The organism is Micromonospora sp. ANENR4 (assembly GCF_015354395.1).
Classification (GTDB): Bacteria; Actinomycetota; Actinomycetes; order Mycobacteriales; family Micromonosporaceae; genus Micromonospora; species Micromonospora aurantiaca.
Genome location: NZ_JADKYQ010000001.1, coordinates 342,518 through 364,413 on the forward strand (window position 1 = coordinate 342,518; position 21,896 = coordinate 364,413).

26 protein-coding genes and 1 tRNA gene are annotated in these 21,896 nt (G+C 72.1%); 16 read left to right on the top strand and 11 right to left on the bottom strand.

All coding sequences use genetic code 11. The features are described from left to right. The first annotated feature begins 2 nt into the window (after positions 1-2). Positions 3-776: a peptidase gene (locus IRY44_RS01580; protein WP_194798960.1), complete on the top strand. Its 774-nt coding sequence runs from the start codon at positions 3-5 to the stop codon at positions 774-776. Between the two features lie 100 nt (positions 777-876). On the opposite strand, the gene IRY44_RS01585 is transcribed toward IRY44_RS01580, so the two are convergent. Then, positions 877-1,152, bottom strand: coding sequence for a hypothetical protein (locus tag IRY44_RS01585; protein ID WP_194798681.1), 276 nt, complete (start codon positions 1,150-1,152; stop codon positions 877-879). Between the two features lie 127 nt (positions 1,153-1,279). On the opposite strand from IRY44_RS01585, the gene IRY44_RS01590 reads away from it, so the two are divergent. The 5 genes from IRY44_RS01590 to IRY44_RS01610 all read left to right on the top strand — a co-directional run bounded on the left by IRY44_RS01590 (position 1,280) and on the right by IRY44_RS01610 (position 4,723). After that, positions 1,280-1,936, top strand: a complete 657-nt coding sequence (locus tag IRY44_RS01590) for a 4'-phosphopantetheinyl transferase (protein WP_194798682.1) — start codon at positions 1,280-1,282, stop codon at positions 1,934-1,936. Between the two features lie 76 nt (positions 1,937-2,012). After that, complete coding sequence (locus IRY44_RS01595; protein ID WP_194798683.1) at positions 2,013-3,062, top strand: hypothetical protein; 1,050 nt, start codon at positions 2,013-2,015, stop codon at positions 3,060-3,062. Positions 3,063-3,188: 126 nt separating this feature from the next. Beyond that, on the top strand, positions 3,189-3,905 hold the full coding sequence (locus tag IRY44_RS01600) for a VOC family protein (RefSeq protein WP_194798684.1): 717 nt from the start codon (positions 3,189-3,191) through the stop codon (positions 3,903-3,905). A 99-nt stretch (positions 3,906-4,004) separates the two neighbouring features. Continuing rightward, the gene (locus IRY44_RS01605) at positions 4,005-4,196 is read left to right on the top strand and encodes a general stress protein CsbD (RefSeq protein WP_194798685.1); all 192 of its coding nucleotides are present in this window, start codon (positions 4,005-4,007) and stop codon (positions 4,194-4,196) included. Positions 4,197-4,258: 62 nt separating this feature from the next. Then, positions 4,259-4,723 carry a hypothetical protein gene (locus IRY44_RS01610; protein WP_194798686.1) on the top strand — a complete coding sequence of 155 codons (465 nt, stop codon included), beginning with the start codon at positions 4,259-4,261 and terminating at the stop codon, positions 4,721-4,723. 6 nt (positions 4,724-4,729) lie between these two features. Here IRY44_RS01610 and IRY44_RS01615 read toward each other — a convergent pair whose 3' ends face one another. The 3 genes from IRY44_RS01615 to IRY44_RS01625 form a co-directional block, all read right to left on the bottom strand. Beyond that, on the bottom strand, positions 4,730-5,593 hold the full coding sequence (locus IRY44_RS01615) for an alpha/beta fold hydrolase (RefSeq protein ID WP_194798687.1): 864 nt from the start codon (positions 5,591-5,593) through the stop codon (positions 4,730-4,732). 110 nt (positions 5,594-5,703) lie between these two features. Beyond that, positions 5,704-7,791 carry a cellulase family glycosylhydrolase gene (locus tag IRY44_RS01620; RefSeq protein ID WP_194798688.1) on the bottom strand — a complete coding sequence of 696 codons (2,088 nt, stop codon included), beginning with the start codon at positions 7,789-7,791 and terminating at the stop codon, positions 5,704-5,706. Positions 7,792-7,913: 122 nt separating this feature from the next. Further along, positions 7,914-8,924 (bottom strand): trans-acting enoyl reductase family protein, encoded by a 1,011-nt coding sequence (locus IRY44_RS01625; RefSeq protein ID WP_194798689.1) that lies wholly within the window; start codon positions 8,922-8,924, stop codon positions 7,914-7,916. Between the two features lie 95 nt (positions 8,925-9,019). On the opposite strand from IRY44_RS01625, the gene IRY44_RS01630 reads away from it, so the two are divergent. The 3 genes from IRY44_RS01630 to rox all read left to right on the top strand — a co-directional run bounded on the left by IRY44_RS01630 (position 9,020) and on the right by rox (position 11,805). Further along, positions 9,020-9,958 carry a helix-turn-helix domain-containing protein gene (locus IRY44_RS01630; protein ID WP_194798690.1) on the top strand — a complete coding sequence of 313 codons (939 nt, stop codon included), beginning with the start codon at positions 9,020-9,022 and terminating at the stop codon, positions 9,956-9,958. 39 nt (positions 9,959-9,997) lie between these two features. Next, complete coding sequence (locus IRY44_RS01635; protein WP_194798691.1) at positions 9,998-10,264, top strand: hypothetical protein; 267 nt, start codon at positions 9,998-10,000, stop codon at positions 10,262-10,264. Between the two features lie 113 nt (positions 10,265-10,377). After that, positions 10,378-11,805 carry a rifampin monooxygenase gene (gene rox, locus IRY44_RS01640; RefSeq protein WP_194798692.1) on the top strand — a complete coding sequence of 476 codons (1,428 nt, stop codon included), beginning with the start codon at positions 10,378-10,380 and terminating at the stop codon, positions 11,803-11,805. 25 nt (positions 11,806-11,830) lie between these two features. Here rox and IRY44_RS01645 read toward each other — a convergent pair whose 3' ends face one another. Then, positions 11,831-12,580 carry a hypothetical protein gene (locus IRY44_RS01645; RefSeq protein WP_194798693.1) on the bottom strand — a complete coding sequence of 250 codons (750 nt, stop codon included), beginning with the start codon at positions 12,578-12,580 and terminating at the stop codon, positions 11,831-11,833. Between the two features lie 137 nt (positions 12,581-12,717). On the opposite strand from IRY44_RS01645, the gene IRY44_RS01650 reads away from it, so the two are divergent. From IRY44_RS01650 to IRY44_RS01680, 7 genes are all read left to right on the top strand, one after another. Next, positions 12,718-13,344, top strand: a complete 627-nt coding sequence (locus IRY44_RS01650) for a DUF1963 domain-containing protein (protein WP_194798694.1) — start codon at positions 12,718-12,720, stop codon at positions 13,342-13,344. 27 nt (positions 13,345-13,371) lie between these two features. Continuing rightward, positions 13,372-13,719, top strand: a complete 348-nt coding sequence (locus IRY44_RS01655; protein WP_013473924.1) for a helix-turn-helix transcriptional regulator — start codon at positions 13,372-13,374, stop codon at positions 13,717-13,719. Further along, positions 13,716-14,195, top strand: coding sequence for an SRPBCC family protein (locus IRY44_RS01660; RefSeq protein ID WP_194798695.1), 480 nt, complete (start codon positions 13,716-13,718; stop codon positions 14,193-14,195). The genes IRY44_RS01655 and IRY44_RS01660 overlap by 4 nt, the downstream gene beginning before the upstream one ends. Before the next feature lie 108 nt (positions 14,196-14,303). Continuing rightward, positions 14,304-15,086, top strand: coding sequence for a methyltransferase domain-containing protein (locus IRY44_RS01665; protein ID WP_194798696.1), 783 nt, complete (start codon positions 14,304-14,306; stop codon positions 15,084-15,086). A gap of 26 nt (positions 15,087-15,112) precedes the next feature. Continuing rightward, complete coding sequence (locus IRY44_RS01670; protein WP_194798978.1) at positions 15,113-15,349, top strand: hypothetical protein; 237 nt, start codon at positions 15,113-15,115, stop codon at positions 15,347-15,349. Next, positions 15,349-16,041: a DUF6461 domain-containing protein gene (locus IRY44_RS01675; RefSeq protein ID WP_194798697.1), complete on the top strand. Its 693-nt coding sequence runs from the start codon at positions 15,349-15,351 to the stop codon at positions 16,039-16,041. The genes IRY44_RS01670 and IRY44_RS01675 overlap by 1 nt, the downstream gene beginning before the upstream one ends. A gap of 109 nt (positions 16,042-16,150) precedes the next feature. Continuing rightward, the gene (locus IRY44_RS01680; RefSeq protein WP_194798698.1) at positions 16,151-16,846 is read left to right on the top strand and encodes a proteasome protein; all 696 of its coding nucleotides are present in this window, start codon (positions 16,151-16,153) and stop codon (positions 16,844-16,846) included. A gap of 134 nt (positions 16,847-16,980) precedes the next feature. Here the strand turns inward: IRY44_RS01680 and IRY44_RS01685 are convergent, their stop codons facing one another. From IRY44_RS01685 to IRY44_RS01710, 6 genes are all read right to left on the bottom strand, one after another. Then, entirely contained in the window at positions 16,981-17,568 is a 588-nt protein-coding gene (locus IRY44_RS01685; protein ID WP_194798699.1) for a nucleoside monophosphate kinase, read from the bottom strand. A 119-nt stretch (positions 17,569-17,687) separates the two neighbouring features. Next, positions 17,688-17,761, bottom strand: a tRNA-Ala gene (locus IRY44_RS01690). 180 nt (positions 17,762-17,941) lie between these two features. Continuing rightward, entirely contained in the window at positions 17,942-18,724 is a 783-nt protein-coding gene (locus IRY44_RS01695) for a hypothetical protein (RefSeq protein ID WP_194798700.1), read from the bottom strand. A gap of 169 nt (positions 18,725-18,893) precedes the next feature. Continuing rightward, a complete protein-coding gene (locus IRY44_RS01700; protein ID WP_194798701.1) occupies positions 18,894-19,535 on the bottom strand; it encodes a GNAT family N-acetyltransferase in 642 nt (213 codons plus the stop codon). 52 nt (positions 19,536-19,587) lie between these two features. Then, complete coding sequence (gene glp, locus IRY44_RS01705; protein ID WP_194798702.1) at positions 19,588-20,901, bottom strand: gephyrin-like molybdotransferase Glp; 1,314 nt, start codon at positions 20,899-20,901, stop codon at positions 19,588-19,590. Then, positions 20,898-21,887: a UTP--glucose-1-phosphate uridylyltransferase gene (locus IRY44_RS01710; protein ID WP_194798703.1), complete on the bottom strand. Its 990-nt coding sequence runs from the start codon at positions 21,885-21,887 to the stop codon at positions 20,898-20,900. The genes glp and IRY44_RS01710 overlap by 4 nt, the downstream gene beginning before the upstream one ends. Positions 21,888-21,896 lie beyond the last annotated feature (9 nt).

Genomic DNA, 21,896 nt, shown 5'->3' on the forward strand with positions numbered 1-21,896 from the left:
GCATGCGCACGCTGATCCGCGCCGCGGCGGCGACCACCGCCGTCGGACTCGCCCTCACCCCGGCGGCGGCCCTGGCCGCGCCGAGCCCGTCACCGGGCGCGACCACGGTGACCAAGGCCGGCACCTCGTTCCTCACCGCCACCACAGTCACCGCCGGTCAGCCGGTGCAGGTGGGCGCGTCGACCGGCGACCACCTGTACTGGTCGTTCCGCGCCGACGCCGGGCAGGTGCACGAGGTCACCGCCACCGTCACGTTCCCGAAGTCACGCAGCGGCGCGTCCACCTGGACCGTCGACGTCTTCGACGGGCTGCGCCGCCGGCAGGCGTGCACAGCGGGCGCGCAGACCCCGACCGCCGGCGCGTCGGCGACGAGCGTCGCGCTCGGCTGCACGCTGCGCCGGGTACGGCCGTGGGCCGAACCCTGGTCGGGCGACCCGCTGCCCGGCACCTACTACATCCGGATCTCCGTCACCGACCTGCCCGAACCGGACCTCGGCCTGCCGATCGAGGTGGAGATGCTGGTCGGCGCGACCGACGAGGGTGGCGCGTCCGGCGACGACGGCGAACTGGCCGCGCCGCTGGTGCCGAACACCAGGGCCGGCACGGTGCTCAGCACCGAGCCGACGCCCGAGCCGGTGGCCGAGGAGGAGACCGACCTGACCGGGTGGCTCCCCGAGGCCGGATCGCGCTGGGTGTGGACCACTGTGGGCGGGGTGCTCGCCGCCGTGGCCGGCGTGGTCGGCTTCGGGCTCACCCGGCGGCCCCGCCGCCCCTGAGAACCGCCGCCCCCTGAGAACCGCCGCCCCTGAGAACGGCCGTCCCTGAGACCGCAGCCGGTGGCCGCCGCGAACCCGACGCGGCGGCCACCGGACGCGCTCACGCCTCGGCGATACGCGGACCGCGCGGCACCCAGCCGATGAACCGGTCCTGGAGCGCGGTGACCGGCACGGAGCGCAGGTCCTGCGTCGCCGCGGCGAGGCAGGATCCGAGATAGACGCTCAAGGACGCCCGGTCCACCTGGTACTCGCTCAGCAGGTGGTGACGTTTCGTGGCGCAGGGCCAGTCGTCACCGCACGAGCCGCAGGTCCAGCCGGGGGTCACCGGCACGTGTTCGCCGCCGGCACTCCCCGGAACCTCCGCGCCAGGCGTCATCGGCCGCTCCTTCCGGGTCAGGAATGGGTGGTGATGGACCGGTTGCCTCCCCGCAACGTTCCTTCAGCGCCGCGGCACGCCCAAGCGTTACGGTACGTTCACCGCGTGTCCCCGTCATCCACCACTCGTGCGTGATCTGCTCCCGGCCGCTGTCGCCGTCGCGCTGGCCGGCCCGGCCGACTGGACCGGTGAGCTGCTCCCGGCCGAACTGAGCGCTCTCGGCGAACGCGCGGTCCCCGGCCGCCGCCGCGACTTCACCGCCGGGCGCGTCTGCGCCCGCCGGGCGCTCGCCGCGCTCGGCCTGCCCGCCACGCCGGTACCCGCCGGCGCCGACCGGGCCCCGATCTGGCCGCCCGGCGTGGTCGGCGCGATCACCCACACCCGGGACTACTGCGCCGCAGCCGCCGCCCGGGCCGCCGACGTGCGCGCCGTCGGCATCGACGCCGAACGCTACCGGCCGCTCTCCCCGGGGGTACGCCGGAAGGTGTGCCGTCCCGACGAGGAGGCGGACCTGGCCCGGCTGCCGGCCGGCACGCCCTGGCCGACGGTGTTGTTCAGCGCGAAGGAGACCGTCTACAAGGTCTGGCACCCGCTGGTCGGTACGTGGCTGGGCTTCGCCGACGCGCGCGTCACGCTGGACCCGGAAGCGGGCACGTTCCACGCCGAGATCGCACCGGTCCGGCTCGCCGCCGCCCCGGTGCCCGATCCGCCGTCGGCGGTCACCGGACGGTTCGCCGTGGACGACGACCTGGTCCGCACCGCGGCCGTCCTGCCACGTCGATGAGGCACTACCGGCCGGCTTGTGCCCGGCTTGTACCGTCGTTGCGACGGAAAATCCCGAAGGCGCCCCAAGGAGTACGGTGAGCCACCCTCAGCCTCCGTCCGGTTCACCGGACCCCAACCAGCAGCCACCGGAACCGCCGACTCAGGCGTTCCCCACCGCACCGATGCCGCCGGTGCCGGACAGCCCGTACGCGCCGCCGCCCGCCCCGACCTCGGGTGCGCCCTATCCCCCGCAGCCGGGTCCGGGCGAGCAGTACCCGCCCGCGCCCGCTCCCACCACGGCGTTCCCGCCGGCGCCGCCCACCTCGGGCGCGCCCTACCCGCCGCCGGGCGGCGAATACCAGCCCTCGGCCGGGGCGTACCAGCCGCCGGGGTTCGAGTACCAGGCCCCGGGCGCCGCGTACCAGCCGCCGGGGTCCGCGTACCAGCCGCCGGGCGGGGCGTATCCGCCGCCGGGCGGTGGGGCGTACCCGCCGCCACCGGGAGCGCCGTTCGGGCCGCCGGCGAAGAAGTCGAACAAGAACGTCTGGATCACGATCGGCGTCGTCGCCGTGATCCTGCTGCTGCTGTGCTGCGGTGGCGGCATCTTCGCCATCTACAGCGGCGCGAAGAAGACCCAGGATGCGATCGACTCGCTGCCCACCCCGGGCGTCACCTACGGCCAGCCGACGGCTGACGCCCCGACGGGGGTTCCCACCGGCACGCCGCAGCCGGGCAACACCGACGACAAGACGTTCAACATGCCGGCCGGCGACAGGCTGGTCGTCAACGACGACCGCGGCACCATCGAGATCACCGTCGGCAACTTCCGGACCCGGAACGCCGCCTGCAGCGAGGTCATGCCCGGACCGAAGAACGGCATGTTCCTGATCGCCGACGTGACCGCCGAGATCACCAAGGGCACCGGCTCGATCAACCCGTTCTACTTCACCTGGGTCGCCACGGACGGCACCGAGGAGAGCGGCATCGGCGGCGCCTTCTCCGGTTGCGGCAAGCTGATGACCTCGGGCACCAACCTGCCCGTGGGTTCCAAGCGCAGCGGCCAGCTCATCTTCGACGTGAAGGACCAGAACGGCGTCGTCGAGTACCGGCACCTCTTCCGTCCCGCCGGGTCCTGGAAGCCCTGACCCACGCGTGCCCCGCACGGGGGCCGGTCCACAGCGGACCGGCCCCCGTGTCCGTTCGGGTGACGCCGGCAGCCGATCGGCCATTTCCATGTGCGCGTGCCGGCCCCCGGTTGCCAGGCTCGGGGCATGGCTAACGAGACGACGATCCCGCTGCTGCCGTGCCGGTCCCTGGACGACGTGGCGCCCTTCTACCAGGCCCTCGGCTTCGAGGTCACGTACCGGCAGGAGCGCCCCAACCCGTACGTGACGCTGCGGCGGGAGGATCTGCACCTGCACTTCTTCGGGATGCCGCAGTTCGATCCCGCCGACTCGTACGGCTCCTGCCTGGTCGTGGTGGACGACCTGGTCGACATCCATCGCGCCTTCGCCGACGGCATGCGGTCCACGTACGGCAAGGTGCTCGTCTCCGGCGTACCCCGGATGACCCGGCCCCGGCCCCGCCGCAACCAGGAGGGCCATTTCGGGTTCAGCATCGTCGACCCCGGCGGCAACTGGATCCGGTTCGTCGGGCGGGCCACCCCGCCGGAGACCGACAACAGGGGTGGGCTGGCCCGTACGCTGCGCAACGCGGTGGTGCAGGCCGACTCGCGCGGCAATCCGACGCAGGCCGCGCGGATCCTCGACGGCGCGCTCGCCCGCCCGGAGGCCGCCGACGACCCGGCCGTCCACGTGGAGGCACTGGTCTACCGGGCGGAGCTGGCGCTGCAACTCGACGAGCCGGAGTCCGCGCGGGAGCTGGTGCGGCAGGCGCGCTCGATCCCGCTGGACGACGGTTCACGCGACGCGCTGGCCGACACGATGCGGCACGCCGAGGATCTGCTCACCGCCCTGCCGCCCGCGTGACCGCACGACCGTCCGGTGGCGGCGGTTTGCCGTAGCGGTCAGCGGGGACGCGACGCGGCAGGCGGCGAGCGCCGCCACGCGACGATCCGGGGAGGCGGCATGAGCGTCGAGCGCGCGAGGAACGACCTGGAGGACCTGGCCGGTCCGGCCCGGGCCCGTCTCGGTGACCTGAACCAGGACGAACACGCCGAAGCGGACCGGGTACGCGAACAGGACGAGATCCGGGGCAAGCGCCCCGGCGAGCACATCCAGGCGGACGCCCGCGACGCCGACGACGACTTCTCCACCTGACCCGGTGTCACCAGAGATCCTGCGTGGAGAAGCAGTGTCGGGGTGGTTCCTATCCTGGGGCGATGCTTCTCACCGACGCCACCGGGTCCTGGACGGGCACCAACGGGTTCCGGCTGATGCCCGCCGATCCGCTCGCCGAGTCGCCGGCCGTGCTCACCGTCGCCACCGCGGCCGGCGGGCACCTGACCACCGTGTCGTACTCGTGGAGCCACCCCGACGACGGCCCGCAGGACGGCCTGCTGGTGATCGCCGCCGGTGACCGGCCGGGCTCGCTCGTCGCCTGGTGGGGCGACTCGTGGCACCAGCAGCCGGCACCGATGACGCTCAGCGGCGCGACGGGCGGAGCGGCGGTGGTCGAGCTGACCGCCGGGTACGGCGGCGGCTGGGAGTGGCGGATCGTCCTCGACACCGCCGACCCGGCCCTCCTGCGGCTGAGGATGGAGAACGTCGTTCCCGTGGACCAGGCCGGGCCCGGCACACCGGCCGGGCCCTACCCCGCGATGCTCACCGAGGTGCGCCGGGCCTGAACCCGATCAGGCGTCGAGGATCTCCCGCAGCCGGCGCGCGAACGCCTCCGGCTGCCCGGCGTAGCCCATCCCCTCGCCGAGGAACCCGCCGTGGTGGCTGGGGAAGACCGCGGCCTTCCCGCCGAGCAGCTCGGCCGTGGCCACCGACGTGCGTCCGGTGAGGGTGTCCGCCGATTCCTCGCCCACCGCGACGACGACCCGGGTACGCGCCGCGCGCAGCGCGTCCACGTCCGGCCGGAAACGGGTGACCGCCGCCGCACGGTCGGAGAGCAGCGGGTCGTCCCGGCTGCCGTCGTCCTCGGTCGGCATGCCGAACGCGGCCGGGTCGGGCAGCGGCTGGGCGAAGTACTCGTCGGTGAACTCGCCCCGCCACGACGTCATGGCCACGAACGCCGCCATGCCCGCGCCCCAACCGCTCTTCCGGTACGCCTCCTGGCAGGCGGCCGTGGCTCGGCGGGCGGCCTCGGCGTCGGGCAGCACCTGGATCAGCGGTGGCTCGTGCGCCACGAGCGTGGCCAGCGCGTCCGGGTACGCGGCCACCAGGGCGAGCGCCGTGACCGCGCCGCCGCTGCTGGCGAACATGTCCACCGGTCCCGCGCCGAGGGCCTCGATGATGTCGCGTACGTCCCGGGCCTGGACCTCGGGCACGTCGTCGCCGCGGCCGTCCTTGCGGACGCTGCGCCCGAGCCCGCGCGGGTCGTACGTGACGACGGTGCGGTCCGGGAAGTACGACGCGAGCGTGGTGAAGCCGTCGGCGCACATGGGCTGGCCGATCATGAACAGGGGACGGTGCCCGGCCTCGGCCGCCGTGGGGGCGTGGACGTCGTAGACCAGGTCGACCTCTGGAGTCTGGAGAGTGAGCGTCTTCATGCCTGTGTCGACCGGCGCCGGCTCCGGAAGTAATCGGTCCGGCGGAAACCGGTGCCGGGCGCGGCCCGCGGCGATGTCGACGCCCACCGCCGCGAGCCGTGCCGTCGCGGTCAGCTCACCGTGCCGGTGACGGTGCTGCCGGACTTCGTCACGTAGTAGGTCAGCTTCGTGCCGCTCCAGAAGTGGAACGTCAGCGTGACCCGCTGGCCGTCGTTCACCTCGGCGAAGAACTCCGGCTTCAGCGCGATCGTGTTGCCGGTGTAGTTCGGCGCGAACGTCACGTCGAACTCCTTGTACGAGGTCCAGTTGTGCGGTCCGGCGTTGCTGCCGTCGGCGTACTTCGCCTCCATCGTGGCGAGTTGGTCGCCGCGGAACTGCGCCGGCAGTGTGAACGCGGCGGTGGTGCCGGTGGCGTTCGACAGCACCGGCGGGTCGTACGTGATGATGCTGATCCGCCACGGCACACCGGCGGAGAAGCGAGCCGTCAGGTTGGCGTTCACCCCGTACGCGCGGGAGCCGACCAGCCGGGTCAGCGCCGACGCGGTGAGCGTCAGGGTGCTGCCGGAGACCGTGTAGTCGGTGCCGTTGACCAGGTCGGTGGTGCCCTGCCGCAACCCCTGGAACGTGGTGCCGTTCAGGTTGAGCGTCAGGCTCTTGGCGGTGATCGAGCCGGTACGCGGCACGTACACCTGGTCGCTGGACGCGGTGCCGGAGCGGGTGGTCCAGCTCGACTTGATCTGCGCGAACAGCTCCGGGTCCTTCCAGACGAAGGACGTCCGGTCGAAGTGCTGGCCGTTGTCCCAGAGCTGGGTGGTCAGTTTGCGGCTGCGTGCGTAGTGGCCGAGGAACTCGAAGAACTTCAGCTTCTCGCCCTGCTCGATGGTGCCGGTGTGCCGGTCGAAGCCGAGCAGCCCGTACTCACCGATGATCACCGGGATGTTGCGGGTGACGAAGGCGTTGTAGACGCGGTCGAACTGGTCGGTCAGGTCCTGCTGGACCGTGGCGTCGAACCGGGTGCCCCCGGCGACGTTCACGCTGAACGGCCAGTACCCGTAGAAGTGCACGGTGGCGATCAGGTTCGGGTCGTTCAGCGTGTTGAACGTGCTGACCAGCTCGTCCACCCGGGCCTGCTCGGCGGAGGTGTGCAGGGTCGGCAGGACCAGCAGCCGGGTGGCGTTGTTCCCGCCGGACTGGCGGACGATGCGGTGGAACGAGGTGTTCAGCTCGTTGAGCAGCGTGGCGTTCTGCGCGTCGCCGGAGCTGCCGGTGAACTGCGGCTCGTTGACGCTCTCGAAGGTCAGCTTCGGCGAGGAGTCCTTGAACGCGGCGGCGATCTGCGTCCAGAGCGCGTTGTAGCGGTTCAGCACGCCTGTGCGGTCGGTGGGCATCGTGTTGATCCACTGCCACGAGTCGTGGTGGATGTTGAGCACCACGTAGAAGCCGTCGGCGAGCGCCCAGCCGACCACCTCGCGTACCCGGCTGAGCCAGGCCGCGTCGATCGTGTAGTTCGGCGCGGCGCCGTGGTGGTTGCTCCAGGTCACCGGGATGCGGATGCTGTTGAAGCCCTGCGCCCGGACGTTGTCGAGCAGCGCCTCGGTGACACGCGGGTTGCCCCACGCGGTCTCGTCCGCGCCGACCGCGTCGAAGGAGTTGCCGAGGTTCCAGCCGGGCTGCATGGCGGCGACGGCGGCCATGGCGTTGCCGGCCGGCGGCGGAGTCGTGGGCGGCGGCGTGGTCACCGGGGGCGTGGTGGCCGGCGCGGTGGTCCCGACGACACCGCCGGTGCAGGCGACCCCGTTCAGCGAGAACGCGGTGGGCGCCGTGTTGGTGCCGGTCCAGGAGCCGTTGAAGCCGAACGAGACGCTGCCGTTCGTGGCGATGGCGCCGTTGTAGCCGACGTTCGTGGCGGTGACGTCGGCGCCGGAGGAGGTGACGTCGGCGCTCCACGCCTGGGTGACCCGCTGGCCGGACGGGAACGTCCAGCGCAGGGTCCAGCCGTCTATCGGATCACCGAGGTTCGTCACGCCGACGTTCGCGGTGAAACCGCCGGGCCACTGGCTGGCGGTCGTGTAGGTGACGCGGCAGCCGGCCGCCGCCTGGGCGTTCGTCGCCATCACGGCGGTGCCGGTCACGAGGGTGGCGGCGGCCGCGGCGACCAGGCCGACCCGCAATCGGGCGGTACGGGGAGAGCGGAACATGGTGGTTCCTTCGTGGTGGGTGGGGCGCGTGGACGGGGAAGGCGGGGCGCGCACCCGCCCAGCGCGAGAGTAAGTTTGGAATCCAAACATTGTCAATCGGCAGATGTGGATACGGAAGCACGTCAGGCAGTCGGCAGACTCTCGACGGTGAGGTGCGCCGACAGCGCGCGCAGGAAGTCCGGCGCGTCGAAGATCCGCCCGGCCGAGGCGACACCGGTCGCCCGCGTCCGCCCCGTCAGGATCCGGTGGACCGCCTCGACCGCCAGGGGCGCGCTGACCGCGTAGATGTCCTGCCCGTGGGCCACCACCCGCCGGCGGACGTCACCCGCCCGCACCACCACGTCGACGGTGAACGTCTGTGCCGACCGGCCGCGCTCGTCCACAGCGGCCGGAGCGTCCCCGGCGGCCAGGTCCCCCGCCGCGTTCACGGTCATGTAGGTGCACACCTCCGGGATGTCCAGGTGGCTCGGCACCGTCACCACGTCGGCCATGCTGAACTCCCCGAGCACCGGCCGCACCCCCAGCGGCGCCGGGAACTCCCAGTCCCGCCGGGGCAGGTCGCCGTCGGCGTACACCAGGCGCCCGCCGGTGAAGCGGATCCGCCGGCCGTCGCGGCGCTCGCGCGAGACGACGCCGGAGGCGACCGTCCCGGCCGTCGGGTGCCAGCTGCTCAGCCCGTACGCGACGTGCGCCTCGTCGGCCGCCGCCCAGTCCCCCGTCGCGGCGGTGACCAGCAGGTCCCCGAGCCCGCCGAAGAACGCCATCGCGGGCACCACAGCGACTCCGACGGCCTCGGCACGCTCGGCGTAGTCGGCGAACGTGTCCCGGTTCGCCTCGATCTCGGCCGCCACGTCGACGTAGGGGATCCCGGCCCGCAACGCGGCCTCGATCAGCGGCCCGGCGGTCGAGGCGAACGGCCCGGCGCAGTTGACCACCGCCGCCACCCCGGCCAGCGCCCGGTCCAGCGTGGCCGGGTCGTCGACCGACGCCACCCGCTGCTCCGTCCCCGGAAACGCCGCCGCCAGCTTCCCGGCGTCACGCCCCACCGGCAGCGGCTCGTACCCCCGCTCCCGCAGCTCCGCCATCACGAACCGTCCGGTGTGCCCGTACGCCCCGAACACCGCCACCTGCATGACATTTCCCCCTCGAAGATCGACTGAAATGATCCTCGCCGGGATCCGAGAGCCGGGACAGTGGCGCAAACGCCAATGCCCGTACAGTTTTGGACATGACCCTGATCGCGCTCGCCGCCACCGACGGGATGCTGCACTTCGAGCTGGCGGCGGCCTGCGAGATCTTCGTGCGCGACCCGACCGGCCTGGCCGACCCCTGGTACGACCTGGTGGTCTGCGGTCCCGGCCCGGTCGGCGTCGGCCGGTTCGCGGTCACCCCCGACCACGGGCTGGACCACCTCGCCCGCGCCCACACGGTGATCGTCCCGGCGATCGAGGACACCGACGCCGAGCCGCCGTCCGACCTGGTCGACGCGGTCCGCGCCGCGCACGGGGCGGGCGCCCGGATGGTCTCGTTCTGCACCGGAGCGTTCGTGCTCGCCGCCGCCGGCGTCCTCGACGGGCTGCGCGCCACCACCCACTGGGCGCACACCGAGGCGCTCGCCGCGCGCTACCCACGCGTGCAGGTCGACCCGGACGTGCTCTACGTGGACAACGGCGACGTGCTCGCCTCCGCCGGCAAGGCCGCCGCGATCGACCTGTGCCTGCACCTGATCCGCCGCGACCACGGCTCGACTGTCGCCAACGCCGTCGCCCGCCGCCTGGTGGTGCCGCCGCACCGCGCGGGCGGCCAGGCCCAGTACGTCACCACACCCGTCCCGGCCCGCGAGGACCACCCGCTCGCCGCGCTGCTGCCGTGGGCGATGGCGCGGCTGGACCGCCCGCTCACAGTCGCCGACCTGGCCCGCCAGGCGGCCATGAGCACCCGCAACCTGGTCCGGCACTTCACCGCCGCGACCGGCGCCACGCCGTCGCAGTGGCTGGCCACGCAGCGCATCCGGCGGGCGCAGGAACTGCTGGAGAACACCGACGACAGCATCGACGCCGTCGCCGAGGCATCAGGCATGGGTACGGCGACGACATTGCGCCGCCACTTCCAGCGCACCGTCGGCGTACCGCCGGACACCTACCGCCGCACGTTCCGCCGCGGCTGACCGGGTTGCCGGCACGTCGGCCCGGGTAGTCGATCCATCATGGATCGGATCCCGGGTTCGAAACAGCGTTTGTGGAACACCTATCCGGAGGCCACGACCGGGCAGTGGACGACCGCCGTCGTCGTGGCCCTGGCCCTCTCGGCGCCGGCCGGCCTGCTCTGCGTGTGGCTGGCCACGTCGCTGCTGAGCGGGACCCACTGGCTGCTGCAGACGCTCGCCTTCGCCGTCGTCGGTCTCGTCATCGGCGGTGGCGCCCTCGTCCTGCTGTCGAAGCTCGCCGGGCGCGGCGGGCGCCGGACGGCCTGAACGAATCTGCCGTCTGCCTGCCCTTCGGGGCCCGGGCGTTCCGGCCCGAGGGCTATGGTCGGTTCGTGCCGCCCGAGGGGACGGTCGCCTGACACTCGGCACGGGGGATCGGTGTGTTCGACGTGATCGTGGTCGGCGGTGGGCCGACCGGCATGATGCTGGCGAGCGAGCTGCGCCTTCAGGGCGTCGGCGTGCTCGTGCTGGAGCGCGACGCCGAGCCGCCGCCGTACGTGCGCTCGCTCGGGCTGCACGTCCGCAGCATCGAGGTGATGGACCAGCGCGGGCTGCTGGAGCGGTTCCTGGAACACGGCGGCAAACACCCGATCCGGGGCTTCTTCGCCGGCATCGACAAACCCGCGCCCGCCGACCTGGACACCGCCCACCCGTACGTCCTCGGCATCCCGCAGACGCTCACCGACCGGCTGCTCGCCGACCACGCCGCCGAGGCCGGCGCCGAGATCCGGCGCGGCAGTGCGGTCACCGGGCTGGAGCAGGACGACGACGGCGTGACGGTCCACCTCGACGACGCGAGCGTGCCGCCGCTGCGGGCGCGGTTCGCCGTCGGCTGCGACGGCGGGCGCAGCACCGTCCGCAAGCTGCTCGGCGTCGGCTTCCCCGGCGAGCCGTCGACGATCGACACGCTGCTCGGCGAGATGGAGGTGACAGCGCCGCCGGACGAGATCACCGCGATCATGACCGAGGTACGCCGCACCGAGAAGCGGTTCGGGCTCGGACCGACCGGGAAGCCCGGCGTGTTCCGGGTGGTCGTACCGGCTGCCGACGTCACGTCGGTGCCGCCGACACTCGACGACTTCAAACGGCAACTTACCGCGTACGCGGGCACCGACTTCGGCGTGCACTCCCCCCGCTGGCTGTCCCGGTTCGGCGACGCGACCCGCCTGGCCGAGCACTACCGGGTCGGGCGGGTCTTCCTGGCCGGCGACGCCGCGCACGTCCACCCGCCGCTCGGCGGGCAGGGGCTCAACCTGGGCATCCAGGACGCGTTCAACCTGGGCTGGAAGCTGGCGGCGACGGTGAACGGCTGGGCGCCGGACGGCCTGCTCGACACCTACGAGACCGAGCGGCGCCCGGTCGCGGCTGACGTGCTGACGAACACCCGCGCGCAGATGCTGCTGACCACGAACGAGCCCGGACCGCAGGCCGTGCGGGAGGTGCTGACGCAGCTCATGGACTTCGACGAGGTCAACCGCTTCCTGATCGAGAAGGTCACCGCGATCGGCGTCCGGTACGACGTCGGCGAGGGGCACGCCCTGCTCGGGCGGCGGCTGCGCGACGTACCGCTGCCGCAGGGACGCCTGTACGAGCTGATGCGTACCGGCGGCGGGTTGTTGCTGGACGGGACCGGGAAGCTGTCGGTGGACGGCTGGGCCGACCGGGTCGGGCACGTCGCCGGCACCGGCGACGAGCTGGACGTGCCGGCGGCGTTGTTGCGGCCGGACGGCCACGTGGTCTGGGTGGGTGACGATCAGCCGACGCTGGAAGATGCGCTGACCAGATGGTTCGGTGGCACGACGAGGTGAGCTGCCGCCGGACGCCCGAGGGCGTTCAGGGTCCGGTCGTCTGGTAGCTGCGCAGCGCGGCTTCGGCGAGCCGGGTGAGGTGATCGTCGCCGCCGGGCTCGTTACCCTGCTCGTGAACGACCACCAGGGTGGTGCCGATCCGGACGAGGATGCTGTCCCATTCCAGGGTGATCGATCCGGAGGTCGTGCTGGAGTCGACGCGCATGCTCTCGTCGCCCAGTCGCGGCCCCGGTACCACCGCGAAACGGTAGCTGCCTCCGTCCTGGTTCGGTGACGCGACGGCAGGGCACCGGCCGATGAGCGTCCGCAGGTCCGCCATCGCCTCTCGGGCGCTGTCGTCGGCGTACGTCCTGAGCACTTCGCTCGCCACCCACGAGTAGTCGAGGCCCTCGGCAGAGCTGACTGTGGCGGCGGCCATCGCCGACGGAGTACCGGTCAGCCGGTTGGCCGACAACAGCGGAATCATGTCCGTACAGGGCATCTCGGGCCCGGGACGCTGCCGGCCCGCGTCCGGAGCCATGACGGTCGCGATCTCCACAGTGAATCCTGGTGGCAGCGCGTCAGTGGTCACCAGCCGCGCCGACAGTGCCGCGGAGTAGCCGGCGCCGCCGGTCGCCGGAATCGCGGACGGCTTCCCGGTGGTGGGCGTGCCGTTCGCCCGGGCCGTGGAGGGGACGGCTCCGCCCGTCGAACGATCCGCTGGATCGGCAGTCGAGGGTCCGCACGCCGCCACCACGCAGACCACGCCCGCCGCGCCCAACCACCGCAGCACCATCCTGAGCACCGGGCAGACTCCATCCGTCGTACGGGAGGCGTCAGGCTACCAACGGACGTGACTCCAGTCGGCCGCCCGGCTGCGGGCCGACTTCCGGACGGGCCCGGGCGCATCCGCGCCCCCCTATGCTGCGCCGCGTGACGATTCTGATGATCTACAACGGCGACACGGCGCCAGACGCGCCCGGCACGCGTACCGGTGGTGTTCCGCTCGTGCCCGCGGGCTTCGACTGGCCATTGTGCGGCGAGTGCGACGGGCCGATGCAGTTCCTGGCCCAGGTCCGGCTCGACGACATCGACGCGACCGACGCCGCGCTCTTGTCGATCTTCATGTGCCAGAACGATCCGGGCCTGTGCGACGAGTGGGATGCGACAGCCGGCGGCAATCGCGCGTTCGTCTTCCCTTCCGGGGCGCTGGCTCCGTCTGCCGTGCCCTCGGGTGACACCGTCCTGGCCGCCGAGACGTCCGCCGTCACGTACGTGCCGATGCAGGACTCCGACGGCTACGACGAGGCGCGCGAGCGGTGGCGCAGTGAGTCCGGCCGACCACTGCGAGACGTCCTCGGGCAACTCGGCGGACTGCCGGCGTGGCTCCAGTTCGACCAGACGCCCGCCTGTCCCGCCTGCGCTCTGCCCATGTCGTTCGTCGTCCAACTCGAGGAAGGCCACGATCACCGCACCGGCTTCAACTTCGGTGGCGGTGGCTGCGGGTACGGATTCCGCTGCCGGCCATGCTCGACGGCGGCGTTCCTGTGGCAACAGTGACCTGCTTTCCAGGCTTGACGAACGCCAATGGTAAGTCGTAGCTTACCGTTCGTGGGGACTTACCGAACCGAGGACGGGTGGGACGCCCTGGGCGACCCGACGCGGCGGGCGATCATCGCGTGTCTGGCGGAGCAGCCGCGGGCGGTCGGCGAACTGGCCGCGGTGCTGCCGGTCAGCCGGCCGGCGGTGTCGCAGCATCTGCGGGTGCTGAAGGACGCCGGCCTCGTGACGGACCGCACGGCGGGCACGAAGCGTGTCTACCGGCTCAATCCCGCCGGCGTGGCCGCCCTACGAGATCAGCTCGACACCTACTGGAGCCGCGCGTTGGACGGCTTCAAGGACGTCGCCGAGCGCCCTGACGAGGAGGAATCATGAGTGGAACGGATGCGGTGGTGCGGCGGCAGATCGTGGTCGACGCGCCGGTGGAGCGCGCCTTCGCGGTGTTCACGGAGCGGTTCGGCGACTTCAAGCCGAAGGAGCACAACCTGCTGTCGTCGCCGATCGCGGAGACGGTGTTCGAGGCGAAGGTCGGTGGACACATCTACGACCGCGCCGAGGACGGCAGTGAGTGCGCCTGGGCGCGGATCCTCGTCTTCGAACCGCCGGACCGGCTCGTCTTCAGCTGGGACATCAGCCCGGCATGGCAGCTCGAACAGGATCTGGAGAATGCCAGCGAGGTCGAGGTCCGGTTCGTCGCCGAGACACCGCAGCGCACCCGGGTCGAGTTGGAGCACCGCAACCTGGACCGGCACGGTCCGGGCTGGGAGTCGGTTCGTGACGGCGTCGGCCACGACGAGGGCTGGCCGCTGTACCTGAACCGCTACGCCGACCTGTTCACCGAGGCCGGATAGCGCCGAGCCCGGGCGGCACGGTGCACCAGGAGCACGGGCTGATCCACCTCACGATGCACCCCACGCCGTTGCCGCGACAGCCGACGGCGGCGCAATAGGCTCCGGATCGTGCACGGATTCACCGACGTCGACCGGCAGTCAGACCCGGACTCGTGGGTCGGCGTGCTCGACCGCCTCGCCGACGAGCCCTTCTACCAGGCGTATCAGCATCGGGTCCGCGAGCTGCTCCATCCGGCGCCCACCCGGCGCTACGTCGAGGTCGGTGCGGGCACCGGGGCGAGTGCGGTCCGCCTCCGAGACGAACACGACGCCGGCGTGGTGACGGTGGACCGCGCCGTGACCATGACTGCCGCCATGCAGGCGCGCGGCTTGACGCAATGCGCCGTCGCCGACGCCCACCGGCTGCCGTTTCTCGACGACTCCTTCGACGGCGCCTGGTCCGACCGCACGGTGCAACACCTCGCCGATCCCCACGCCGCGATCGGGGAACTCGTCAGGGTCGTCCGGCCGGGTGGCCGCATCGTCCTCGCGGACCCCGACTACGACACGCAGGTGCTCGACATCACCGACCAGGATCTGGCGCGACGTGTGCTGCGGTTCCGGGCCGACGTCCTCCTCCGCAACGGCACCCTGGCCCACCAGCACGCCGGCATTCTCGCCACGCTCGGTCTGGCCGACATCACCGTCGAGCCCCGCACACTGCTGGTTCGCGACCCGGCCGCCGCCGACAACGTTCTGGGCCTGCGCAGCTGGGCTGCCACAGCGGCTCAGCGCGGCGTACTCGAACCCGCCGAAGCTCGCGCGTTCGAAGACGGGTTCGACGAGGCCGTCGAGGCAGGCCGGTTCACGTACGCGGTCACGTTCTTCCTCACCGCGGCCACCGTCACCTGAGACGGAAGCACTGGCAGACTGCCGCCATGCCGTCCGAACTGCGGTCGTGGACCATCAAGCACTTCTCGCAGGCCAACCCAGTGGGCCCGGGCCAGGACAGCGTGCCGGCGTTACTACGCCGCATCGCCGACAGCATCGGACAGCGGCCGGGCATCGAGGTCCAGGACGTTCCACGAGCCGTCACGGTAACGCACCCGGTGGCAGCGCCGAAAGCTCGAGAGGGCACTGAAGCGCGCCTCGGGCTCAGGTCGGACCTGCTCTGATGGCGGTCACCAGGAGTGTCGGTGGCGCCTGCGAAGATCCGGACGTGAGCGCTACCGCGTCGGACTACGCCTGGTTGACTGACCGCTTCCCGGGCCTCCTGGAGGCCTACTGTTTGACGCTGGTCGAAGGACTGACGCCGGGCAAGCTGCTGGACAGACTCGGCGCGCGGCAGGAGTCCCGGGTGCGAGGTGCTGCCGAGCTGCTGGATCCCGCGTACGACGCGTGGGAGGACCACGACGGTGAACGGGCGTTCGTCGGCGTGACCGCTGTCGGTGACTGGGCACTCGCCGTCGAACCCAACGGCTACCTCGGCACCCTCGACGAGGTGATCGTCCCGCTCTCCCGAGGCACTCGGCTGGTGTCCCACTTCCGCAACGTCAACGCGGTCGATCACTTCTTCTGGCTCGACGACGGAGTCCTCCGGCTGCATTTCGAGCCGTTGTTTCCTGCCCACCGGGACGGCAGCGACCCCGACGGCCTGGTGGAGGTGATGCGGCAGGTCGGTTTCGACCTCAGCGAGGACGACGACGCCGACTACACGGTCCACACCGAGGCGGCGTTCGCCCTCGCTGAGCACCTCACCGGGGTCCGGCTGACTCCTGAGTTCCTGGAGTCGGCGACCTACGTGTGCGGCACTGCCCCAATACCTGGGAGAGCAGCTGCCGTCCGCGAGTCCCCACCTGCGGGCTGAGAGGGCCTCCCGTCCGGGGCAGTGAGCGGGCCGACACCTGACGGGGTGTAGGCAGGCGGGGCGTCGGGTACCTCGCGCCCAACCCCGCACCCCTGCCCAGGAGGACCATATGACCGTCGTACTCGCCGTTGTCTGCAAAGACGGGGTGGTGATCGGCGCCGACTCCCAGATCACCGAGAGCGACCGCGGTCTGAGCTTCCCCGCCCAGAAGCTGCACCCGCTGGGCGACTGCGCCGCCTGGGGCGGCAGCGGCGCACGGGGAGTGCTCAACGACCTGCGCCCCCTTCTCCAGGACTCGGCCACCGCCATCCTCGAGGCACCCGACATCGGCGACGAGTTGCAGGAACGCGTCCTGCCCGTCTTCAAGAAGCACTACGAGAACTACATCCCGGACGTACCCGGCGAGGGCAGCGGCGGCGGGGTGTCGGCGTACCTGCTCGCGGCCGGCTTCAGCCAGGGCGGACCGTGGATCGTAGAGATCAACCCCAACGGGCTCATCGGCCGCTACGAGGACGTGGGTTTCCACGCCATCGGCTCCGGCGCGCCCATGGCCCAGCAGGCCGGCGCGCTGCTGTCCCACTTCCGGATGACCACGCGCACCGTCGAGTACGGCGTGGTGGGCGTGGTACGGGTGCTGGAGGCCCTGGAGCGGACCTCGCCGTCGGTCGGCGGCCCGTTCAGCGTCGCGTGCATCCGCGAGGAGGGCGCCCACCATCTCGACGAGAAGGAGATCGCCAAGGCGCTGAAGGACGCCGAGCGCTGGCGCGACCTTGAGCAGAAGGCGCTCGACGGCCTGTTCGACTGACGGCGGGCGTGTCGGGCGGCCGGGTCCGTAACGCCGGCGGAGCAACGGCCGCGCGTGCCCAGGTGGTGGCGCGTGCGGCCCGTCCAGGGTTGCCCTGACAACGTGCGGACGTCGCCTGGCCTACCTGCTCGATCTCACGGGCCGCATTGGCCTTGGGAGGCGATGGGGATCATTCTGGCTGCTACGTCTTCGAAATCGCCGAAGCCGCTGACGGTCCGCAGCAGGCCACGCGCCCGGTAGTAGGCGCGCAACGGCTCGATCTGTGCTTGGTGGTTCTCCTGCGCGTTCGCGTACGTGCGCAGGAGTTGCCGGCGTCGCACAGCGACCTGGGGATCGAGTTCCATCCGTCGTTCCACCCGGCGCTGGATCGCGAGGTGGAGTTGGTCGTCGGTCAGGACGAGTTCGATCACTGTGTCGGGTACATGGCCGCCCCGCGCCAGCAACTCGGCCTGACGGATCTTGCGAGGGAAGCCGTACAGCACCCAGCCACCGTCGACGTCCGCTAGCGCGCCGGCGACGGCTCTGACCATCAGCTCATCGGTGACGAGCTGTCCGGCCCGCATATGACCGTTCGCCTCTTCGCCCAACGGAGTCTTCTGCTGCACGTGCCGGCGGAAGACATTGCCTGCGCTGACGACCTGCAGGCCGAGGGCGTCTGCCAGAGCCGACGCAGCGGAGGCCAGGTCGACGAGCGGTCCGGCGATGAGGGCCACGTTGGGCATCTGTGCTCCCGAGGTGTACGCCGAAGTGCCAAGCTGGCAGTACGACGTGGTTCCGGCGGGCCGGGCCGTACGAGATCGAAAAGGCCGCTTCCACCACGGGAAACGGCCTTTGAACTGGGTGGAGCTGAGGGGATTTGAACCCCTGACCCCCTCGATGCGAACGAGGTGCGCTACCGGTCTGCGCCACAGCCCCTCCGCCGGCGAACCAGCGTCGGTCCCACCCGGCTTTCACCGGGCGGGCCGACGACAAGGCTAACAGGTCGCGCCCCCACGACGCGAACCGCCCCGCCGCCCCGTAGATCTTGGAAGGAAAAGGCCCTCGGAAGGGCCCAAACCTTCCAAGATCGCCACCAGCGAAGCGCCGGCACGGCGGTCAGGCACCTCGGCCGGACTGGTAGGGGCGTCCGCGCAGGCCGCCCGCCCGCCGATAGGACACCGAGCCGCCGCTCGCCGCCGGTGGCAGGTCCGCGGGACGGTCCAGCCCCATCGCCGTACGCCGGACCGCCTCGCGCTGGGCGGCCAGCCGGCGCTGCGCCTCCCGCCGGGCCGCCGCGCGCCGGGCCTGCTCGCGGCGTACCTCGGCCTGGCGGGCGGCCAGCCAGGCCGCCTCGCGGGCGTCCGCACGCCGCCGTCGGCGCTCGGCCAGGGCACGCTGCCGCAGGTGTACGACGTACGCGACGAGCAGCGTGCCGGTGACCGAGACGCTGATCCAGAACCCGGGTCCGACGAGCACCACGCCGCCCAGCTCGACCAGGTTGAGCAGCAGCAGCGCGGCCAGCACCCGGCGCCGGCGGTAGATCGCCGGGGTGTGCCGTCGGCGGGGCGGGTGCCGTCGGCGGGACTGGGCCGGCACCGCGGAGACGGGCCGGAGCCGCCCGGAGCGCCGGCGCAGCGGTGGCGCGGAGACCGGACGGGCAAGACCACCCGTGTCGGAGTCTTCACTGAGGGTCACGACGAGGGAGCGCGGCGGGTGCAGCGGTCGTCGCCCGGGCACGGTGCGCCGTCGACGCCGGCGCTGGAGCACCCGGGCCGTCGACTGCGCCCGCTCCGCCACCAGCCGCTCGGTGGCGTCGTACCGGCGGACCAGCGCCGGAGCGAGGGCGAGCAGACCGGCGGCGGCGAGGACGGCGAGGAGCACCGACGTGGGCACCCTCACCCCTCCCGTCACCAAAGTTCGAGGCGAGCGCCGCACCGCCGCAACTTCTTCCGTCGACCGTCGTTTACGGCGCACTTCGTGCGGGCGGGCAGCGCTTGCCACAGCTTGCAGTTACTTGAGGTTACGGGCCGCCGACCCGGTTCACAGTGCGCCGCGCCGGGCGTGTGCCTCAGCGGCGGTTGTCACGTACGCGGTGCCACCGCGCCAGCAAGCCGCCCTCGGCTACTACTTCCTCGCCCGTCATCGCATATCCGATGTGGTCTCGCCACGCGCCGTCGATGTGCATGTAGCGCACGTGATAGGCCTCCTCGCGGAAGCCGAGTTTCTCCACCACCCGCCGCGACGGCGTGTTCTCCGGCCGGATGTTCACCTCGATCCGGTGCAGCCCGCCCGGCCCGAACGCGTGGTCCACGGCGAGCGCCACAGCGGTCGGGATCACGCCACGACCGGCCACCCGGAAGTCCACCCAGTAGCCCACGTACCCGGAGCAGAACGCCCGCCGCACGATGCTGCCCACGTTCACGTGGCCGACCAGCCGCTCCTGCCCGTCCTCGCGCAGGCAGACGGCGAACGGCATGCCCTCACCGGTACGCGCGGACTTGCGCTGGTCGGCGTGCACCAGGCGGAACGCTGCGGGCGAGTTCGTCTCGTACCAGCCGCCGGGCACATGGGACTCCCACGGCGCCAGCCACTCCCGGTTCGCCCGCCGGATCTCCGACCAGGCGGTGGCGTCCGAACGCCGGTACGGCCGCAGCACCACCGGACCGTCCACCAGCACCGCCGGCCACCCCGGCGCCCGCCGGAACCTCACCGAGCCGGCCCTTCGCTCGCGACTGCGGGGCTCGCAAGCTCACTCCTCGCGCTCACCGGCGCCGGTCCAGCAGGAGAACATCCACGGTAGACCCGGCAGCGGCGGTGGTGACCCGCTCGCCGAGCACCAGCAGGCCGTTCGCGTCGGACAGGCCGGAGAGCGTGTACGGGCCACCGGCGAGCGGCTGGACCGTGTACCCGCCGCCGCGCCGCTCGGCCACGTGCGCGGGCCGGAACTCGCGCAGCCCCACCGGGGACGAGACCGTCTCCAGCAGGTGTGCGCGGACGCTCGGCCGGAACACCGGCTCGGCGCCGGCCAGCAGCTGGATGGCCGGGCGGGCCAGCACCTCGAAGCCGATCAGCGCCGCGCCGGGCTCACCGGGAAGACACACCACCGGCACCTCCTCGGCGCCGACCGTACCGAACCCGAGGGCCGTTCCGGGATAGAGGGCCACCTCTGTGAAGGTGACCGGCCCGGCCCGGCCGCCGTCGCGGCGGGACAGGATGCGGCGGACCATGTCGCCGGGGCCGGTGCCGGTGCCGCCCGTCGTGATGATCAGATCGGCGCGCAGCGTCTGGTCCTCCAGCAGGCCGCGCAGCGCCTCCGGGTCGTCGTCGCAGATCCCCACCCGGTACGCGAGCGCGCCCGCCTCGGCCGCCGCCGCGGTCAGCGCGTGCGAGTTGGTGTCCACCACCTGCCCGGGCTGGCTGCCCCGGCCCACGTCCACCAGTTCGTCGCCGGTCGCCACGATCACCACGCGCGGGCTGGGCCGCACCACCACGTGCCCGATGCCGGTGGCGGCGAACACCGCTACCAGGGCCGGTGAGACGTACGCGCCGGCGCGGGCGAGCAGCGTGCCGGCGGCCAGTTCCTCCCCGGCGCGGCGCAGGCCGTACCCCCGTTTGGGGGCGCGGAAGATCTCGACGGCGGCCATGCCCTGGTCGGTCCACTCCACCGGGACGACCACGTCCGCGCCGATCGGCAGCGGCGCGCCCGCCGCCACCGAGAAGCAGGAGCCGGGGGTGAGCCGGACCGGCCGCCAGCTCGCCGCGCCCAGGTCACCCACCACGTTGAGGCGGATGCTGCGGCCGCCGGGCATACCGGAGGGGGCCGGGACGTAGCCCGGCCCCCGACTCCCACCGGAGATGTCCTCCCAGCGCGCGGCGTACCCGTCCACCGCCGCCTGGTCGAAGGCGGGGTACGAGTGCGGGGCGACCACGTCCTCGGCGAGCACGTTGCCGTACGCCTGGGTCAGGTCGAGGTCGAGTGGAGGCAGCGCGCGTAACCTGCGCAGCACACTGCCCAGGTAGTCGGCGAGCGGCGTCAACTCGTTCGCGGCCGCCTCGGCGTCGGCCGTCGCGGTCATGTATCGGCACCGCCGGACGCGTCGCGGATGCCGTTGAGGACGGCTGCGGTGACTGTCTCGTCACCGTTGTTGACGAACTCGGTCAGCCACTTGCGGAACTCGGCGCCCAGGTCGTCCCGCTCGGCGGCGATCTGCACGACGGTCTGGAGGTAGCCGAGCGGCATGCCGGTGTCGTAACGGGTGCCCCGGTAGACGATGGCGTGCACCGGCACCCCCTCGGTACGCAGCAGCTCCATCGCGTCGGTCAGCTGGATCTCGCCGCCGCTGCCCGGCTGGGTACGCCGGATCGCGTCGAAGATCTTCCCGGGGAGCACGTACCGGCCGAGGACGGCGAGGTTGCTGGGGGCGTCGGCCGGGTTGGGCTTCTCCACCATGCCGGTGACCTTGACGACCTCGGCGATGTCGGCGTATTCCGACTCGGCCGGCTCGACCGACGCGATGCCGTAGCGGCTGGTCTCGGCCGGGTCGACCTCGAAGAACGCGAGCACCACGCCGCCGGTGCGGGCCTGGAGTTCCAGCATGGCCGGCAGCAGCGGCTCGGAGGGCTTGACGAACTCGTCGCCGAGCAGCACCGCGAAGGGCGCGTCGCCGACGTGCGACTCGGCGTACCCGACGGCGTGGCCGAGGCCGAGCTGTTCCGGCTGGCGGACCGTGTAGATCGCGGCGAGTTCCTCGGTGCGCTTGACCTCGGCCAGCAGCTCGGGCTTCTTGGCGAGCCGTTCCTCCAGGTCGGGCCGGCGGTCGAAGTGGTCCACCATCGAGGTCTTGCCGCGACCGGTGATCAGCAGGATGTCGTCGATACCGGCCTGGGCGGCCTCCTCGACGATGTACTGCAACACCGGCCGGTCCACGACCGGCAGCAGTTCCTTGGGAACCGCCTTGGTGGCCGGCAGGAACCGGGTGGCCAGGCCGGCGGCCGGGATCACGGCCTTGACCGCGCGGGAGCGACCGGGGGTCGCTGAGGGGTTCGCTGAGTGCTCCGACATGTCGCGAGA

Excerpts from the sequence above, each read along its gene's own strand:
- IRY44_RS01580 (WP_194798960.1), top strand. The coding sequence starts at position 3 with ATGCGCACGCTGATCCGCGCCGCGGCGGCGACCACCGCCGTCGGACTC.
- IRY44_RS01585 (WP_194798681.1), bottom strand. The coding sequence starts at position 1,152 with ATGACGCCTGGCGCGGAGGTTCCGGGGAGTGCCGGCGGCGAACACGTG.
- IRY44_RS01600 (WP_194798684.1), top strand. The coding sequence starts at position 3,189 with ATGGCTAACGAGACGACGATCCCGCTGCTGCCGTGCCGGTCCCTGGAC.
- IRY44_RS01605 (WP_194798685.1), top strand. The coding sequence starts at position 4,005 with ATGAGCGTCGAGCGCGCGAGGAACGACCTGGAGGACCTGGCCGGTCCG.
- IRY44_RS01610 (WP_194798686.1), top strand. The coding sequence starts at position 4,259 with ATGCTTCTCACCGACGCCACCGGGTCCTGGACGGGCACCAACGGGTTC.
- IRY44_RS01615 (WP_194798687.1), bottom strand. The coding sequence starts at position 5,593 with ATGAAGACGCTCACTCTCCAGACTCCAGAGGTCGACCTGGTCTACGAC.
- IRY44_RS01620 (WP_194798688.1), bottom strand. The coding sequence starts at position 7,791 with ATGTTCCGCTCTCCCCGTACCGCCCGATTGCGGGTCGGCCTGGTCGCC.
- IRY44_RS01625 (WP_194798689.1), bottom strand. The coding sequence starts at position 8,924 with ATGCAGGTGGCGGTGTTCGGGGCGTACGGGCACACCGGACGGTTCGTG.
- IRY44_RS01630 (WP_194798690.1), top strand. The coding sequence starts at position 9,020 with ATGACCCTGATCGCGCTCGCCGCCACCGACGGGATGCTGCACTTCGAG.
- IRY44_RS01635 (WP_194798691.1), top strand. The coding sequence starts at position 9,998 with ATGGATCGGATCCCGGGTTCGAAACAGCGTTTGTGGAACACCTATCCG.
- IRY44_RS01645 (WP_194798693.1), bottom strand. The coding sequence starts at position 12,580 with ATGGTGCTGCGGTGGTTGGGCGCGGCGGGCGTGGTCTGCGTGGTGGCG.
- IRY44_RS01655 (WP_013473924.1), top strand. The coding sequence starts at position 13,372 with ATGGTAAGTCGTAGCTTACCGTTCGTGGGGACTTACCGAACCGAGGAC.
- IRY44_RS01660 (WP_194798695.1), top strand. The coding sequence starts at position 13,716 with ATGAGTGGAACGGATGCGGTGGTGCGGCGGCAGATCGTGGTCGACGCG.
- IRY44_RS01670 (WP_194798978.1), top strand. The coding sequence starts at position 15,113 with ATGCCGTCCGAACTGCGGTCGTGGACCATCAAGCACTTCTCGCAGGCC.
- IRY44_RS01675 (WP_194798697.1), top strand. The coding sequence starts at position 15,349 with ATGGCGGTCACCAGGAGTGTCGGTGGCGCCTGCGAAGATCCGGACGTG.
- IRY44_RS01680 (WP_194798698.1), top strand. The coding sequence starts at position 16,151 with ATGACCGTCGTACTCGCCGTTGTCTGCAAAGACGGGGTGGTGATCGGC.
- IRY44_RS01685 (WP_194798699.1), bottom strand. The coding sequence starts at position 17,568 with ATGCCCAACGTGGCCCTCATCGCCGGACCGCTCGTCGACCTGGCCTCC.
- glp (WP_194798702.1), bottom strand. The coding sequence starts at position 20,901 with ATGACCGCGACGGCCGACGCCGAGGCGGCCGCGAACGAGTTGACGCCG.
- IRY44_RS01710 (WP_194798703.1), bottom strand. The coding sequence starts at position 21,887 with ATGTCGGAGCACTCAGCGAACCCCTCAGCGACCCCCGGTCGCTCCCGC.